This is a genomic window from Streptomyces durocortorensis (assembly GCF_031760065.1).
In the GTDB taxonomy this organism is placed as follows: domain Bacteria; phylum Actinomycetota; class Actinomycetes; order Streptomycetales; family Streptomycetaceae; genus Streptomyces.
The window spans coordinates 5,989,053-6,005,035 of the sequence record NZ_CP134500.1; the positions used below are offsets into that span (position 1 = coordinate 5,989,053).

The 15,983-nt window shown below is 72.0% G+C and carries 14 protein-coding genes; 7 read left to right on the forward strand and 7 right to left on the reverse strand.

The window, feature by feature from the left end; genetic code table 11:
• Positions 1-71 precede the first annotated feature (71 nt).
• The 7 genes from RI138_RS26510 to RI138_RS26540 form a co-directional block, all read right to left on the reverse strand.
• Positions 72-470 (reverse strand): hypothetical protein, encoded by a 399-nt coding sequence (locus RI138_RS26510; protein ID WP_311121899.1) that lies wholly within the window; start codon positions 468-470, stop codon positions 72-74.
• Between the two features lie 899 nt (positions 471-1,369).
• The gene (locus tag RI138_RS26515) at positions 1,370-2,410 is read right to left on the reverse strand and encodes a C40 family peptidase (protein ID WP_311121900.1); all 1,041 of its coding nucleotides are present in this window, start codon (positions 2,408-2,410) and stop codon (positions 1,370-1,372) included.
• A 421-nt stretch (positions 2,411-2,831) separates the two neighbouring features.
• Positions 2,832-3,812 (reverse strand): ABC transporter ATP-binding protein, encoded by a 981-nt coding sequence (locus tag RI138_RS26520; RefSeq protein WP_311121901.1) that lies wholly within the window; start codon positions 3,810-3,812, stop codon positions 2,832-2,834.
• Complete coding sequence (locus RI138_RS26525; RefSeq protein WP_311121902.1) at positions 3,809-4,813, reverse strand: ABC transporter ATP-binding protein; 1,005 nt, start codon at positions 4,811-4,813, stop codon at positions 3,809-3,811. The genes RI138_RS26520 and RI138_RS26525 overlap by 4 nt, the downstream gene beginning before the upstream one ends.
• Positions 4,813-5,799, reverse strand: a complete 987-nt coding sequence (locus RI138_RS26530) for an ABC transporter permease (protein ID WP_311121903.1) — start codon at positions 5,797-5,799, stop codon at positions 4,813-4,815. Before RI138_RS26530 ends, RI138_RS26525 begins: the two co-directional genes overlap by 1 nt.
• On the reverse strand, positions 5,796-6,722 hold the full coding sequence (locus RI138_RS26535; protein ID WP_311121904.1) for an ABC transporter permease: 927 nt from the start codon (positions 6,720-6,722) through the stop codon (positions 5,796-5,798). The genes RI138_RS26530 and RI138_RS26535 overlap by 4 nt, the downstream gene beginning before the upstream one ends.
• An 11-nt stretch (positions 6,723-6,733) precedes the next feature.
• Positions 6,734-8,482, reverse strand: a complete 1,749-nt coding sequence (locus RI138_RS26540; RefSeq protein WP_311121905.1) for an ABC transporter substrate-binding protein — start codon at positions 8,480-8,482, stop codon at positions 6,734-6,736.
• 203 nt (positions 8,483-8,685) lie between these two features.
• Between RI138_RS26540 and RI138_RS26545 the strand changes: the two genes are divergently transcribed.
• From RI138_RS26545 to RI138_RS26575, 7 genes are all read left to right on the forward strand, one after another.
• Complete coding sequence (locus tag RI138_RS26545; RefSeq protein WP_311121906.1) at positions 8,686-9,843, forward strand: NAD(P)/FAD-dependent oxidoreductase; 1,158 nt, start codon at positions 8,686-8,688, stop codon at positions 9,841-9,843.
• A gap of 47 nt (positions 9,844-9,890) precedes the next feature.
• The gene (locus RI138_RS26550; protein WP_311121907.1) at positions 9,891-10,205 is read left to right on the forward strand and encodes a (2Fe-2S)-binding protein; all 315 of its coding nucleotides are present in this window, start codon (positions 9,891-9,893) and stop codon (positions 10,203-10,205) included.
• Positions 10,186-11,655: an NAD(P)/FAD-dependent oxidoreductase gene (locus RI138_RS26555; protein ID WP_311121908.1), complete on the forward strand. Its 1,470-nt coding sequence runs from the start codon at positions 10,186-10,188 to the stop codon at positions 11,653-11,655. Before RI138_RS26550 ends, RI138_RS26555 begins: the two co-directional genes overlap by 20 nt.
• Before the next feature lie 123 nt (positions 11,656-11,778).
• Positions 11,779-12,687, forward strand: coding sequence for a dihydrodipicolinate synthase family protein (locus RI138_RS26560; RefSeq protein ID WP_096630270.1), 909 nt, complete (start codon positions 11,779-11,781; stop codon positions 12,685-12,687).
• Positions 12,688-12,786: 99 nt separating this feature from the next.
• Positions 12,787-13,791, forward strand: a complete 1,005-nt coding sequence (locus RI138_RS26565; RefSeq protein WP_311121909.1) for a proline racemase family protein — start codon at positions 12,787-12,789, stop codon at positions 13,789-13,791.
• Positions 13,788-15,161: an aldehyde dehydrogenase family protein gene (locus tag RI138_RS26570; protein WP_311121910.1), complete on the forward strand. Its 1,374-nt coding sequence runs from the start codon at positions 13,788-13,790 to the stop codon at positions 15,159-15,161. The genes RI138_RS26565 and RI138_RS26570 overlap by 4 nt, the downstream gene beginning before the upstream one ends.
• A gap of 55 nt (positions 15,162-15,216) precedes the next feature.
• Positions 15,217-15,897 (forward strand): GntR family transcriptional regulator, encoded by a 681-nt coding sequence (locus RI138_RS26575; RefSeq protein ID WP_311121911.1) that lies wholly within the window; start codon positions 15,217-15,219, stop codon positions 15,895-15,897.
• Positions 15,898-15,983 lie beyond the last annotated feature (86 nt).

Below are 15,983 nucleotides of genomic sequence, written 5' to 3' on the forward strand. Positions count from 1 at the left end.
ATTTCGGTGGTGCGCGTCGAGTACTCGTTCGGGAGGGCGGCCGCGTGGCACGCCGCCGGGGGCCGAACGGTCTAGATGCGCCACCGGCAGACGCGGATCTGCGTCGAGCGACCTGATCCCGCTACGGACGCTGGGGCATAGGGCGGAGCACGTAGCTCGGTGGCCGACGCGGTCGGGGTGTCGCCGAGGGATGAGGCAAGCGCGATGGCATCGGGCACGTGCCGCGTCGCGGCGAGGGTCTCCGGGACGACACCCGCCGAAGAACAGTTGGCGCCGTGGCCGTGGTGGCCGTGCCGTGGTGACCGGGTTTCCGCACGGTCGGCATGGGGACCGAGCGCGGTCGTGGTGACGGTCTCTCTTTCCACCGTGGTGCGCCCGGCCTCGCCCCCAGGCGTGAGGCAGAGGAAGACCGACAGCAGCAGGGCGCCGATCACAGCGGCGATCAAATGGGTGTTGGGATGGCGAGACACAGTTCCTCCGGGCGGGGCCGCACCGTCTCGGCTCCTGGCGACAGGAGGGAGCGGTACCCGTGAGAGATATGGGTCATGGGGGGCAGAACGCGCCGCTCGTCTCGCCGCCGGGCGCACAAGCACGCGGGTGTGTGGGGCGGAACTGAACGACGGCAGGGCGTTCTACACCTGAAGAACCGTCGAGGCTCTCGGGGCGGCGGACGGTGTTGCGTTGGCCTCGACCACGCGGACACGGGCCTGGATGCAGGGCTCGGAAGAGCAAGGCGCATCGGGCTGTCGCGCGGCACACGGCGTAGTGGGCGCCGGTGTTCCCTCCGACGGTCCCGGCGAGCATTCGTGTGCCGGGTGCGCCGGGTCGAGATCGCCGGAGCTTTCCTTGATGCTGTGGGAGACGCTGGTCAGGGAGAGCGACGCGGTAACCGCGGCCCCGTCCCTGTCCATGTGCACTCCATGCCCGGCCAGGAGGCCGAACAGGAGCGCGGCCAGGCCGAGCAGCCTTCGCAGCCTCGCCGAAGGGCGGGGTTGCGACGCACGTGAGCGCGACCGGGCTGTAATCACGCCGTTATCTTAGCCATCTCTTCGGGGCGGTTCGGAATTCCACCAGAAACATGGCGTGAATAAGTCGTGTAGCCGCTCGCTCGATTGTCCGATTTGGAGGAATCGGACAGGTTCTTACTAGGCAACTAAGAAATAAATTTACGGCTCAACAAGGCTCGCGCACCGTCTGGGTTGCGGAAACGCGACCGTCGCGGCAGGGGTGTTGTCCGCCCTCGACGCCGGACTGGTGTACGTCTTCCTGTCCGCGGTCGACGAGATGCCGAAGGACCTCCCGGCCGGGGGCGTCCGGCGGTTCCGTATCTCGCGCGCCCGCGCCCTGGCGCCCCCCTCCGCTGTGCGCGTCAGCCGATGCGTACGCCCCACATGAAGGGCATGCCGCTGCGGGCGATGGACTCGTAGCGGACCTGTGCGCCGGGCTTGGGCGAGTGGAGGATCTGCCCGTTGCCGGCGTAGAAGCCGACGTGGCTGAGGTCGCTGCGCATGATGACCAGGTCACCGGGCTTCAGGGCGCTCAGGGAGTTGATGCGCGTCCCGGCGCCGGCCTGTGCCTGGGAAGTCCGGGGTATCGTCACGCCGACCTGGCGGTATGCCCAGGACGTGAGCCCCGAGCAGTCGAACGACGCCGGGCCGCTCGCGCCCCAGACGTACGGCATGCCGACCCTGCTCTTGGCGGCGGCGAAGGCCGCGGCGGCGCGCTCGGAGGCGCTGGCCTCGTTGCCGAGCTCGACCCGGGCGCTCGCCCGGTCCGCCCGGTCCTCCTCCTGTGCGATCCGGGCCCGCTCCTTCGTCGAGAGGGTGTTGAGGAGGCGCTGGGCCTCGCGCAGTTTGCCCTGGATCTCCGTCTTCCGCTTGCCGAGTTCCTTCTCTGTGGAGTCGAGTTCGCGCAGCTTCTCGGACGCCTCCGCACGCTGCTGTCGGAGGGTCCGCTGCTGGGCGAGGAACTGCTGCAGCGCGGCAGTCTGCCGGTCGCCGGCCCGGTCCAGGGCGGATGCCTTCTCCAGGTAGGTGTCGGGATCCTCGGAGAGGAACAGCTGGAGGGTCGGGTCGAGGCCGCCGGAACGGTACTGGCCTGCGGCGACTGCGCCGATCCTGTCGCGGAGCTCGTTCAGCTCGCCCTGTTTGCGCGCCGTTGAGTCCTGGAGGGACTCCACTTCCTTCTTGAGCGCGTCGGACTTCTCCTTGGCCCCGTTGTACTTCTCGGTCGCCTGCGTCGCCTGCTCGTACAGACGGTCCACCTGCGCCGTGACGCCCTTCTTGTTCGGGTCGGGCAGGGGGTCGGCCGAAGCGGCCTGGGCGGACAGGGCCACGGCCGCCGCTGCGGTGGCGGTGATGACGCCGGTGTAGCGCGGACTGGACTGCTTCGGGCGGCGGTGGGAGGCCACTGTGGAGCTCCTTCTTCCTCGACCGCCGACGGCCTCGGCGTGCGGCGGGCACGGCGGCGTCTCCGTCGCCGCCCCGGGCGGGCGGCCGACTGTGCGAAGACCCCGCGAATACTAAGCTGCTTAGAGGCTTAGTCTCAATGAGGGTTCGTTCAACGCGGTGTGAGAGGCGCCATAAACGGCCCGCGGGTTGGTGTGAAACGCCATGTCGCGAGCGACTCACGATGATCCGGTTCCTGTGCACGACGTAGGGACGGCTCGTGGCCGGTCGGCTCACGTGGTCGTGTGGCCTTGCCGCTGCGGAGCGCGATGTGCGATTCGGCGAGGTGCCGCTGGACGAACGGGCGCTACGGCAGGCCGGGGAGGTGGCTGCTGCCCTGCCGCGAGCCTCACCGCGCCAACTCGGCGCCGTCGCCCTCCGCCGTCAGAGGCTCTCCGGGAAGTGGCAGGCGACCCGGCGGGTCCCGCCCGGGGCGTCGATCCGCAGCAGCGGGGCTTCGGTACGGCAGACCGCCTGCGCCTTCGGGCAGCGCGGGTGGAAGGTGCAGCCGGGCGGGGGAGCGGCCGGGCTCGGCGGGTCGCCGAGCAGGGTGATGCGCTCCCGGGTCCGCTCGGCGACCGGGTCGGGCAGGGGCACGGCGGAGAGCAGGGCCCGTGTGTAGGGGTGCGCGGGGGCCGCGTACACCCGTTCTTTGTCCCCGATCTCGACGATCCGGCCCAGGTACATCACGGCGACCCGGTCGCAGACCCGCTTCACGACGGAGAGGTCGTGGGCGATGAAGAGGTAGGCGAGGCCGAGTTCGCGCTGGAGGCGCTCCATCAGGTTGACGATCTGGGCCTGGACGGAGACGTCGAGGGCGGAGACCGGTTCGTCGGCGACGACGAGCCGGGGGCTGGTGGCCAGGGCGCGGGCGATGCCGATGCGCTGGGCCTGGCCGCCGGAGAACTCGTGCGGGTAGCGGTCGATGTGTTCCGGGATGAGGCCGACCAGTTCCATCAGCTCGGCCGCTCGCCTGCGCGCGTCGGCCGCCGAACTGCCCTGCACCAGCAGCGGATCGGAGATGATCCTGGCTACCGTCTGCCGCGGGTTGAGGGAGGAGTGCGGGTCCTGGAAGACCATCTGGAGGTCCTTCCGGAGCGGCTTCAGCTCGCGCTGCGACAGATGCCCGATGTCACGGCCGTCGTAGCGGACGGAGCCTGCGGACGGCTCCAGGAGGCGGACGATCGTGCGCCCGGTGGTGGACTTGCCGCAGCCCGACTCGCCCACCAGGCCCAGCGTCTCGCCGGCCGCGATGTCGAAGCTGACGCCGTCGACGGCCCGGACCGGGGCGGCGCGCCGCCGCCCGGGATAGGTGGTCGTCAGCTCTCGTACGGAGAGGAGGGGTTCGGCCTTCGTGGGCTTCATGGGGCGACGCCTTCGTACGCGGGGAAGTGGCAGGCGACCGGGTGCCCGGCAGGTCCGCCGAGCGCGGGGCGCTCGGTACGGCAGTGGGAGCGCTCGTCGTCGGGGGCCTCCGCGGCCCGTGGACAGCGAGGGGCGAACGCGCACCCGGGCGCGGGGGCGAGCAGGGACGGCGGGCTGCCGGGGATCGCCCGCAGCGGGGCGTCGTCGCGGTCGTCGAGGCGCGGCAGGGAGTCGAGCAGTCCTCGGGTGTACGGGTGGGCCGGTGTGGCGAACAGGGCTTCCGCCGGGGCGTGTTCGGCGGCCCTGCCGCCGTACATCACCAGGACGTCGTGGGCCACTCGGGCGATGACCCCGAGATCGTGCGTGATCATCACGACGGCGAGAGCGCGCTCCTCCTGGATCTGGGCGATCAGTTCCAGGATCTGGGCCTGGACGGTGACGTCGAGGGCCGTGGTCGGCTCGTCGGCGATGAGGAGTTCCGGTTCGCAGGCGAGCGCCATCGCGATCATCACGCGCTGGCGCATGCCGCCGGAGAACTGGTGCGGGTACTCGCGGGACCGGCGCCGCGGCTCGGGGATGCCGACCTCGGCGAGGGCCTCGACGGCCCGTTCCCGGGCGGCCTTGCGGCCGCTGCCGAAGTGCACCCGGTGGTGCTCGGCGATCTGCTCCCCGACGGTGTAGTACGGGTGCAGGCTGGAGAGCGGGTCCTGGAAGATCATCGCCATCCTCCGGCCCCGTAGCCGGTTCAGCTCGCGCTCGGGCAGGCCGACGAGTTCCTGGCCCGCCAGGGTGATGGAGCCGGTGACCTCGGCGCCGGTGTGCAGACCGAGCACGGCGAGCGAGGTGACGGACTTGCCGGAGCCGGACTCGCCGACGATGCCGAGGGTCCGGCCGTGCCGGACGTCGAAGGAGAGGGTGTCCACGGCCCGGACGGGGCCGCGCGGAGTCGGGAAGGTGACGGAGAGGTCCCGCACCGAGAGCAGCGGTGGGGTGTCGGTCATCAGTACCTCACTCGCGGGTCGACGACGGCGTACAGGAGGTCGACGGCCAGGTTGGCGACGACGATGAAGGTGGCGGCGAGCAGGGTGACGCCGAGGATGACCGGCTGGTCGCCGGTGGACAGCGCGCCGTAGAAGAGCCGCCCGATGCCGGGCAGTCCGAAGATGGACTCGGTGATGACGGCGCCCGCGAGCAGGCCGCCGAGGTCCATGCCGAAGATGGTGAGGATCGGCGTCATCCCGGCCCGCAGACCGTGCTTGACGACCACGGTGCGGCGTGGCAGGCCCTTGGCGCGGGCGGTGCGGATGTACGGCTCCGCCATCGTCTCGATCATCGAACTGCGGCTCTGCCGCGCGTACACGGCCGCGTACAGGATCGCCAGCGCCAGCCAGGGCAGCAGCAGGTTCGACGCCCAGCCGAGAGGGTCGGAGCCGAAGGGCGTGTACTGCGGATAGGGCAGCAGCCCGGCCACCCGGATCAGGCCGTAGATCAGCACGACCGAGGTGAAGTAGACGGGCAGGGAGGCGGCGGCGACCGCCCCGACCATGAGGGCGCGGTCGGTGAGGGTGTCCTTGCGCAGCGCCGCCGCGACGCCCGCGGAGAGTCCGAGGAGCAGCCAGATCGCGGCGGCGCCGAGGGCGAGCGAGGCGGAGACCGGGAGCCGGTCGACGAGGAGGTCCCATACGCCCTGGCTGTTCTCGTACGAGTAGCCGAGGCAGGGGAAGTCGCAGTGCAGGGCGTACTGGCCGCTGCCCATGGTGCGGCCGGTGAAGATACCGGTGGCGAAGTCGGCGAACTGCCGCCACAGCGGCTGGTCCAGGCCCATGTGGGTCCGGATCGCCTCCAGGCGCTCCGCGCTGCACGACTTGCCGCAGGCCGCGGCGGCCGGGTCGGAGGGCAGGACGTAGAAGATGGTGAAGGTGACCGCGGCGATGGCGGCGAGGACGCCGACGACGCCGAGCAGCCGACGGCCGAGATAGAGGATCACTTGCGGCTTCCCCTCGGGTCGAGGATGTCGCGCAGCGCGTCTCCGAGCAGGGTGAAGGCGAGCACGGTGAGGAAGAGGCAGAGGCTCGGGACGATGAAGTACATGGGGTCCGTGTCGTAGTAGGCGACGCTCTCCGCGATCATCTGTCCCCACGACGGTGTGGGGGGACGGACGCCGACGCCGAGGTAGCTGAGGGCGGCCTCGGTGCTGATCATCCCCGGGATGATCAGGGTCGTGTAGGCGATGACCGGCCCGGCGACGCCCGGGAGGATGTCCCGGGTGAGGATGCGCCAGGCGCCCGATCCGCCGACGCGGGCCGCGTCGACGTACTCGCGGTGCTTGAGCGACAGGGTCTGGCCACGGACGACGCGGGCGATGCCGGGCCAGCCGAACAGGCCGATGACCAGGGTCATGAGCACGATCCGGTTGACGTCCCGGGCCACCGACATCATGGCGATCATGAAGATGAGGGACGGGAAGGACATCGTCAGGTCCATCAGGCGGGAGAGCACGGTGTCGGTGCGGCCGCCGAAGTAGCCGGACGCGATCCCGGCCGCCACGCCGGCGACCACGACGATCGCGGTGGCGGCGAAGGCGATGAGCAGGGACACCTGGGCGCCGTGCACGACCCGGGCGAACAGGTCGCGGCCGGTGACGGGTTCGACGCCGAGCCAGTGCTCGGAGCCGACCCCGCCGAGCGGGCCGATCGGGAGGCCGCCGAGGTAGGGGTCGACGGCCGTCTTGTCGAACTCGTGGGGGCCCCAGCCGCCCAGCGCACTGAGCAGCGGGGCGGCCACGGCCATGACCACGAAGAGGGTGATCACGGCGAGGGAGATCTGCACGGCGGGGCGGCGGCGCAGTTCCGCGCGGGCGAGTTGCCAGGGGCCGCTGCCCGCGCGCTGGGGCGGGGAGATGGTGGGCATGAAGGGGGCCCTCAGCTCCCGCTCGCGGAAGGGTTCTTGAGGCCGACCGTCGCGTAGTCGATCTGCCCGCCGAAGGAGGTGTGGCCGAAGGCGCCGGCGATGTTGGTGCCGAGCAGCAGTGGCATGCGCTCGACCACGGCGGGCGCGGTCGGGGCCTTGCCGAGGATCTGCCCGTCCAGCTCCTGCCAGGCCTTGTTGGCCCGCTTGGCGTCCGCCATGGCGGCGATCTCGTCCATGCGCTTCATGGTGGGCTCGTCACGGAAGAGGGAGTGGTTGCCGGAGTTGCCCTTCTCCTTGATGTAGCGGCCGTCGAAGACGAACGGCAGGAAGGTGGAGCCGGACGGGTAGTCGGGGCACCAGCCGGTGTAGACGAGGTCGGTGCGGTTCTTGGTGTCGCCGATCGTGTCGTAGAAGGCGGAGGGGTCGACCGTCTCGATGGTCACCTTGATCCCGGCACGGCCCAGCGACTGCTGGACCGCCTCGGCGACGCCCTTGTCGCCGTTGGACACGGTGATGCTGGTGGAGAAGCCGTCGGGATTGCCCGCCTCCTTCAGGAGCTGCTTGGCCTTGGCGACGTCCCCGGCCGGCGGGATGTCGAGGGTGTCGGGCTGCCGGCCGCCGTCGAAGAGGGAGCCGGGCATGAGGGCGCTGGCCGGGTCGTTGAGCGCCGGGCCGCCGGAGGCGGTCAGGACGGCCTCACGGTCGAGGGCGTACTGCACGGCCTGGCGGACCTTGACGTGGTCGAAGGGGGCCCGGCCGGTGTGCATCTGCACCATCTCGGTGCAGTTGGTCGACTCGGCGAGCAGCCGCGCCTTCACCTCGGGCCGGGTGAGCACCTTCGGGGTGGACTCGGGACGCAGCTTCCCCCAGGACACGGCCGAGGCGTCCGCGCCGGAACTCGCGATGAGCCGGTCGTCGATCTGGTTGCCCTTCAAACCCATGGTCACGACGATCCGGTCCGGGTACGCCTTGCGGACCTGGTCCGTCGCCGGGGCCCAGTGGGTGTTGCGCACGAGGACGAGCTGCTTGTCCCGGGCGTACGACTCGATCTTGTACGGGCCCGAGGAGAACGGGCGGTTGTCGTACTGCGGCCCCTTGTCCCGGGCCTTGGGCACCGGGGCGAAGGTGGGCAGGACCGTGGCGTAGGGGAACTCGGCGAAGGGCTTGCGCAGTTCGAAGACGATCGTGCGGTCGTCGGGGGTCCTGACGGAGTCGAGGTGCTTGCCCTGGGCCGGGCCCTGGTAGCCCTCGGCCCCGGCGAGGTAGCGGGCCGCGTAGTCGGGACCGCCGGGCAGGTCGGGGGAGAAGGAGCGCTCGACGTTGTATTTGACGTCCTGGGCGGTGACGGGGGTGCCGTCCTCGTACTTCAGGCCCTTCTTCAGGCGGAAGGTCCAGGTCTTCGCCCCGTTGGAGGAGGTACCGAGGTCCTCGGCCAGGTCGGGTATCAGCTCGCCGCCCTTGGGCCCCGGTTCGGCCTTGTACGTGACCAGGGTGCGGTAGAGCAGTCGGGTGCCGAAGTCCATGTCGCCCATGACCCAGTTGCGGGCCGGGTCGAGATGGGTGAAGTCCTGGTTGGACAGGACGGTCAGGGTGCCGCCCCGCTGCGGGGTCCCGCCGACCGTCGTGCCGTTGTTGACGGTCACCGGGTTCCCGCCTGCGCGGCCGCCTGCCTCGTCGCCGCCCGCGCAGGCGGTCGTGCCGAGAGCGAGGGCCGTCACCAGGGTGGTGGCGAGGGCGGTGTTGCGTGCGTTTCTGTCCATCAGGAGGTCACTCCGCGAGCCGTCGGAAGCCACAGTGCGGCTGGAATATGACCTGTAACATAGTAATGTGAAATTGCACTGACAAGGTGTCGGGGATGCCGTTACCCATCCGTGTCCGAGGCTTCTCCGGGGTCCGGGTGCCTCCCGGTTCGGCAGTCGCCAAGGGTCTTGGCAGACGCGGTGCAATGTGAAATGTTACTGCCGTGCTCACGAGAAACAGCTCGGATGTCATCGTCATCGGCGCCGGCGTGATCGGCGCGGCCTGCGCCTTCTACGCCGCCCGAGCCGGCCTCGCCGTCACCGTCGTCGACCGCGGCTCCGTCGCGGGCGGTACGACCGGTGCGGGCGAGGGCAATCTCCTGGTCTCCGACAAGGGGCCGGGCCCCGAGCTCGAACTCGCCCTCCTGTCCGCCGGACTGTGGCGCGAACTGGCAGGTCTCCTGCCCGAGGGGATCGAGTACGAGCTCAAGGGCGGCCTCGTCGTCGCCTCCGGCGAGGCCGGGATGCGCGCCCTGCGCGACTTCGCGGCCGGGCAGGCGAAGGCGGGAGTCACCGCCCAGGAGGTGTCGGCGGACCGTGTCCGTGAACTGGAGCCCTGCCTGGCCCGCGGCCTGCCCGGTGGTTTCCTCTATCCCCAGGACGCCCAGGTCATGCCCGCGCTCGCCGCCGCCCACCTGCTGCGCGCGGCCGGAGAGCGGGTACGCGTCCGGCTCGGCGAAGAGGTCGTCGGTCTGCTCACCGGCTCTGCCGGGGAGGTGCGCGGGGTGCGTACGGCGGCCGGGGAGATCCGCGCGCCGCACGTCGTGAACGCCGCCGGGACCTGGGGCGGCCGGCTCGCGCGGATCGCGGGGGTGGAGCTGCCCGTGCTGCCCCGGCGGGGCTTCGTCCTGGTCACCGAGCCGCTGCCGCGTGTGGTGCGCCACAAGGTGTACGCGGCCGACTATGTCGCGGACGTGGCCAGCGGATCGGCGGCGCTGCAGACCTCCCCGGTGGTCGAGGGCACCCCGGCGGGTCCGGTCCTGATCGGAGCGAGCCGGGAGCGGGTCGGCTTCGACCGGACGCTCTCGACCGAGGTCGTGCGTCGCCTCGCCGCCGGGGCCACCGCGCTCTTCCCGGTCCTGGCCACCGTACGGGCGATGAGGGCCTACGCAGGCTTCCGGCCGTACCTGCCGGATCATCTGCCGGCGATCGGGCCCGACCCGCGGGTCCCCGGACTCCTGCACGCCTGCGGGCACGAAGGGGCGGGGATCGGACTGGCGCCGGCGACCGGCCTGATCATCGCGGCCTGCCTGGCAGGCGGGGAACAGCCCTTCGACATAAGGCCGTTCAGACCGGAGCGATTCGATCCGCCGGTGCCGTGAGTCCGTCCCACATCACCAGTCGCACGTACGACCCGAGAGGAGGCCCCGTGGCCCGTACCCCCGCCGACCTGGTCGGGGCACAGCCCGATCCGCCGTTCGAGATCACCTTCGACGGACGTCCTGTCGTCGTCCTGCCCGGTCAGACCGTCGCCGCCGCCCTGTGGGGCGCCGGAATCCTGGCCTGGCGCACCACCCGCGGCGGCGGCCGGCCGCGCGGCGCGTTCTGCGGCATCGGGCAGTGCTTCGACTGCCTCGCCACGGTCAATGGCGTGCCGGGCCGCCGGGCCTGCCTGGTCCCCGCACAGCCCGGCGATGTGATCACGACACAGGAAGGGCACGGCCATGACCGACTCGGTGCCTGAACCGACCGGCTCTTACGACCTCGCGGTCATCGGAGCGGGTTCCGCCGGACTCGCCGGGGCCGTCACCGCCTGTGAGCTCGGCCTCTCCGTCGCCTTGCTGGACTCCTCTCCCCAGCCCGGCGGTCAGTTCTACCGGCATCCCGCACCCGCCCTGGGCGCGGTGCGGCCCGAGGCGCTGCACCACGACTGGTCCGCCTTCTCCGACCTGCGACGCCGCCTGTCGGCCAGCGACATCGCCCACCTCACAGGCCATCACGTGTGGTCCGTCGCGCGGGAGGCCGACGGTTCCTGGTCCGTGCACGCCGTCACCGGCGCCGACGGCACCGCGGAACGGCCCGTCCGGGTACGAGCCCGGGCGCTGTTGCTCGCCACCGGCGCGTACGAGCGTCAGCTGCCCTTCCCCGGCTGGACGCTGCCCGGCGTCGTGGGCGCCGGAGGCGCCCAGGCCATGCTCAAGTCGGGCCTCGTGCTCCCCGGCCGACGCGTCGTGGTGGCGGGCAGCGGCCCCCTCCTGCTCGCCGTCGCCTCGTCGCTGGCCGCGGCCGGCGCGCGGGTGCCGGCCGTGGTGGAGGCGTCCGGATACGCGCGGTACGCCCGCCGCCCCCGGGTACTCCTGACCAACCCGCGGAAGGCCGCCGAGGCCCTGGTCCACAGCGCCGCCCTGCTCCGCCACCGGGTACGCGTACGGCTGCGCAGCGCCGTCACCGAGGTGCACGGCACCGACCGAGTCGAAGCCGTCACCGTCACGCGCCTCGACCGGGACTGGCGGCCCGCGCGGGGGGCGGGCCGCCGGATCGACTGTGACGCGCTCGCCGTCGGGCACGGGCTCGTTCCCCAGATCGAGTTGGCCACCTCGCTCGGCTGCGCCACCCGCGTTCTGCCGGACCGCACGCTGGGCCTCGCTCTGGACGACCTCCAGGAGACCTCCGTCCGCGGCCTGTGGGCGGCGGGGGAGGCCGGAGGCGTGGGCGGAGCCGAACTCGCCCGTACCGAAGGGGAGCTGGCCGGGCGAGCGGTGGCCGCGCGACTGCGCGGCGGGCGGGGTGCCGGTGCGGGGCGGACCGCCGGGCTCCGGCGCCGCCGGGACCGTATGCGCGCCTTCGCCGACGTCATGGCCGCCGCTCACGCTCCCGGCCCCGGCTGGACCGCATGGCTCGACGACACCACGGACGTCTGCCGTTGCGAGGAGGTCACCGCGGGGCGGGTCCGCGAGGCGGTCGCGGACCTCGGGGCGCGGGACGCACGGACGGTCAAGCTGCTCACCCGGGCGGGCATGGGCTGGTGCCAGGGGCGGATGTGCGGGACGGCCGTCGCCTGCCTGGCAGCCCGCGACGGCCGGGGCGAACCACCCGCCGAGCGCCGCCCGTTCGCCGTGCCGGTTTCGCTGGCGACGCTCGCCGCGCTCGACGAGACCACGGCACCGGGGACCGCGCAGAACAATGCCCCGTAAACCGGATGCCCGCAGACCGGAAGCCCGTAGACCCGAAGCTCTTTGGGCCGACAGTCCGGCGAGGGCCGCCGCGGTCCCTCGTGCGACTGAGTAAAATGTCACACGCTATCGAAAGGTCTTGACATGACCACCACCGGCTGGAACAGCGCCCGCCCCTGGCGCGGCATCATGGTCGCCACCACCCTCCCCTTCCGCGAGGACTTGTCCGTCGACTACGACGCCTATGCCGAGCATGTGGCCTGGCTGATCGCCAACGGCTGCGACGGTGTCGTCCCCAACGGCTCGCTCGGCGAGTACCAGACCCTCACCGACGCGGAGCGGGCCCAGGTCGCCCGTACCGCCGTCGAGGCGGCGGGCGACGGCGCGCGGGTCATGCCGGGCGTCGCCGCCTACGGCAGTGCCGAGTCCCGGCGCTGGGCCGAACAGGCCGCCGAGGCCGGCTGCGGCTCGGTCCTGCTCCTGCCGCCGAACGCCTACCGCGCCGACGAGCAGGCGGTGAGCGCGCACTACGCGGAGGTGGCCGGGGCCGGCATCCCGGTCGTCGCGTACAACAACCCCATCGACACCAAGGTCGACCTCACCCCCGGCCTGCTGGCCCGGCTGCACACCGAGGGCAGCATCGTGGCCGTGAAGGAGTTCAGCGGCGACGTCCGCAGGGCCTACGAGATCGCCGAGCTCGCCCCGGAACTCGACCTCCTGATCGGTGCCGACGACGTCCTGCTGGAGCTGGCGCTGGGAGGCGCGGTCGGCTGGATCGCCGGCTACTCCAACGCCTTTCCCGCGAGCTGCGCCGAGCTCTACCACGCCGCGGTCGCCGGTGATCTCGCCACCGCGCTGCCGCTCTACAAGTCCCTGCACACGCTGCTGCGCCGGGACTCGAAGACCGAGTTCGTGCAGTCGATCAAGCTCTCCATGGACATCGCGGGCCGCCGAGGGGGCCCCACGCGCCCGCCCCGGTTCCCGCTCACCGGCGCCACGCGGGCCGGAGTGCGGACCGCCTCCGAGAAGGCCGTCGCCGACGGCCACCGCTGACGGCCGCTGACGCGCCCGACCGACGGACCCGCGCCGGCCTCCACGGTCGGCCTGGGCCCGGTCCTCCGACCCGTTCGCCCAACGCCCGAAAGGAAGTCCATGCGTACCCGTCATGTCTTCCACGCCGTCGACTCGCACACGGAGGGCATGCCCACCCGTGTGATCACCGGGGGTGCCGGGGTGATCCCCGGTGCCACCATGGCCGAGCGCCGCCTGCACTTCATGGAGCACCTGGACCACCTCCGTACGCTCCTGATGTACGAGCCGCGCGGGCACGCCGCGATGAGCGGCGCGATCCTCCAGCCGCCCACCCGGCCCGACGCCGACTACGGCGTGCTCTACATCGAGGTCTCCGGCCTGCTCCCGATGTGCGGCCACGGCACGATCGGCGTGGCCACCGTTCTCGTGGAGACCGGCATGGTGCCGGTGACCGAACCGGTCACCACCGTGCGGCTCGACACCCCGGCCGGGCTGGTCGCCGTCGACGTACAGGTGGAGGACGGCGCGGCGAAGTCCGTCACGCTCACCAACGTCCCGTCCTTCTCCGTCGCCCTGGACCGCAAGGTGACCGTCCCCGGAACCGGCACGGTCACCTACGACCTCGCCTTCGGCGGCAACTTCTACGCCTTCGTCCACCTCGACGATCTCGGCCTGCCGTTCGACCGCGGCCGCAAGGACGACCTCCTCGCGGCCGGACTGGCGATCATGGAGGCGATCAACGCCTCACCCGGGCGGCCTGTCCACCCGGAGAAGCCGGAGATCGCCGGGGTCAAGCACGTCTACCTCGCCGCCCCCGGCTCCGACGCACGCCACTCCCGGCACGCCATGGCCATCCATCCCGGCTGGTTCGACCGCTCCCCGTGCGGCACCGGCACCTCGGCCCGGATGGCCCAGCTCCATGCCCGAGGCGAGCTGCCGCTCGGCACCGACTTCGTCAACGAGTCCTTCATCGGCACCCGCTTCACCGGACGGCTCACCGCCGAGACCGAAGTAGGCGGCCTGCCCGCCGTCGTCCCGACCGTCACCGGCCGCGCCTGGACCACCGGCACCGCCCAGTACTTCCTCGACCCGGACGACCCCTTCCCCGGAGGCTTCCTCCTGTGACCACCGCCTCTTCCACCCTCACCTCCAGCAACCCTGCCGACCCGTCCGACGTGCTCCTGCGGATGCTGACACCCGGCGCCTTCGCGGCGGCCGACGCCGTAGAGGGGGCCCGTGCCGCCCAGCCGGGCTGGCTGCACGCGGGGGCCGCCGCCCGCTCGGCCGCCCTGGGCGCGGTCGCCGCCGCTCTCGACGAGGCGGCCGGTGAACTGGCCGCGCTCGCCGTCCGCGAAGTCGGCAAGCCGCTCACCGAGGCCCGAGCCGAGATCGTGCGCGCCGCCGCGATCTGGCGCTACTACGCCCAGGCCCCCTACGAGGCCGTGGGCGCCGTGCACGAGCCCGGGGCCGGCAGCGGGCTCCTCCTGACGCGCCGCCGCCCGCACGGCGTGGCCGGGCTCATCACGCCCTGGAACTTCCCCTTCGCCATCCCGAGCTGGAAGGCGGCCCCCGCGCTCGCGGCCGGGAACGCCGTCGTCCTCAAGCCCGCCCCCGAGGCCACCGCCTGCGCCCAGCGCCTCGCCGAGATCGTCCACCGGTCCGTTCCCGCAGGCGTGTTCACCGTCCTGCCCGGCGGGGCGACCGAGGGCAACGCGCTGGTCTCCGCCGCGGACGTGGTCTCCTTCACCGGCTCCACCCCCGTCGGGCAGGGCGTCGCGCGAACCGCGACGGCCCGGGGCATCCCGGTCCAGGCCGAGATGGGCGGCCTGAACGCGGCGATCGTCCTGCCGGACGCCGACATCGAGCAGGCGGCAGGCCACATCGCCGCTGCCATCGCCGGTTACGCGGGGCAGAAATGCACCGCCACCGGCCGGGTGATCGCCGTCGGCGCCGCCCTCACGCCCCTGCGGGAGGCGCTCGCCGAGGCGCTGCGTACCCTGCCCGTCGGCGACCCGTCCGACCCGGCGACCGTCTGCGGTCCGCTGATCGGCGAGCAGGCCCGCGACCATGCCGCCCAGGCGTGGCGGGGACTGTCCGTACTCGCCGGAGGCACCGTGCCGCCCGGCCCCGGCTGGTACGCGGCACCCACCCTGGTCGAGAAGGTCTCCCCGGGGCACCGGCTGCTGCGCGAGGAGGTCTTCGGCCCCCTGGCGGCCCTGCTGCCGGCCGACGACCTCGCCCACGCGGTGGGAATCGCCAACTCCGCACCGTACGGCCTGGTCACCTCGGTACACACCGCCGACCTGAGCACGGCCCTGGGCGCTCTCGACGGGCTCGACACCGGGATGATCCGGATCAACGCCCCCACCACGGGCGTCGACTTCCATCTGCCGTTCGGAGGCACCAAGGCGTCCAGTCACGGCCCGCGCGAACAAGGTCGGGCCGCCCTGGAGTTCTACACCTCCAGCCGGACCTACACCCTGTCACCTGCCTGAGCAACGTGACATTGTACGGTGGCGGTCCGGACCGGACGGAAGGATCACCACCGCCATGGGGCACCTGACCCGCCGCGACCTCAACGCCTCCCGGGAGCGGCTGCGCGACCAGGTCGCCCACGCCCTGCGCGCCGCCCTGATCTCGGGCGAGCTCAGGCCCGGAGCGGTGTACTCGGCGCCGACCCTGGCCGAGGACTTCGGCATCTCCGCCACCCCCGTCCGCGAGGCGATGCTCGACCTGGCTCGTGAGGGCCTGGTCGAGCCCGTCCGCAACAAGGGGTTCCGCGTCACCGAGGTCGACGATCGTGACCTCGACCAGTACACCGAGATCCGCGCCCTCATCGAGATCCCGGTCACCGGCCGTGTCACGCGCACCGCGACCCGCGACGAGTTGGAGGCGTTGCGGCCGCTCGCCGAGGAGATCGTGCGTGCCGCCCGCGACCACGACCTCATCGGCTACCTGGAGGCCGACCGGCGCTTCCACCTCGCACTCCTCGGCCTCGCGGGCAACCAACGGCTCGTCGAGACCGTGGGCGACCTGCGCAAGCGGACCCGCCTGTACGGCCTCACGGCACTCGACGAGCGAGGGGAGCTCATCCCGTCGGCCGAGGAGCACCTGGAACTCCTCGACGTCATGCTCACCGGCGACGCCGAGGGTGCGGAGGCGTGCATGGCCCGGCACCTGGGCCATGTCCGCTCCCTGTGGGCCAAGGGCGAGCGACCGGCTGAGGCGTAGCGCGGGGTTATGGGCGGCTGAGGTCTCCCCATGCCCAGGGCGGCGCACACTGCAATGCAATGCAATGTCACACGTCACTGACTCGG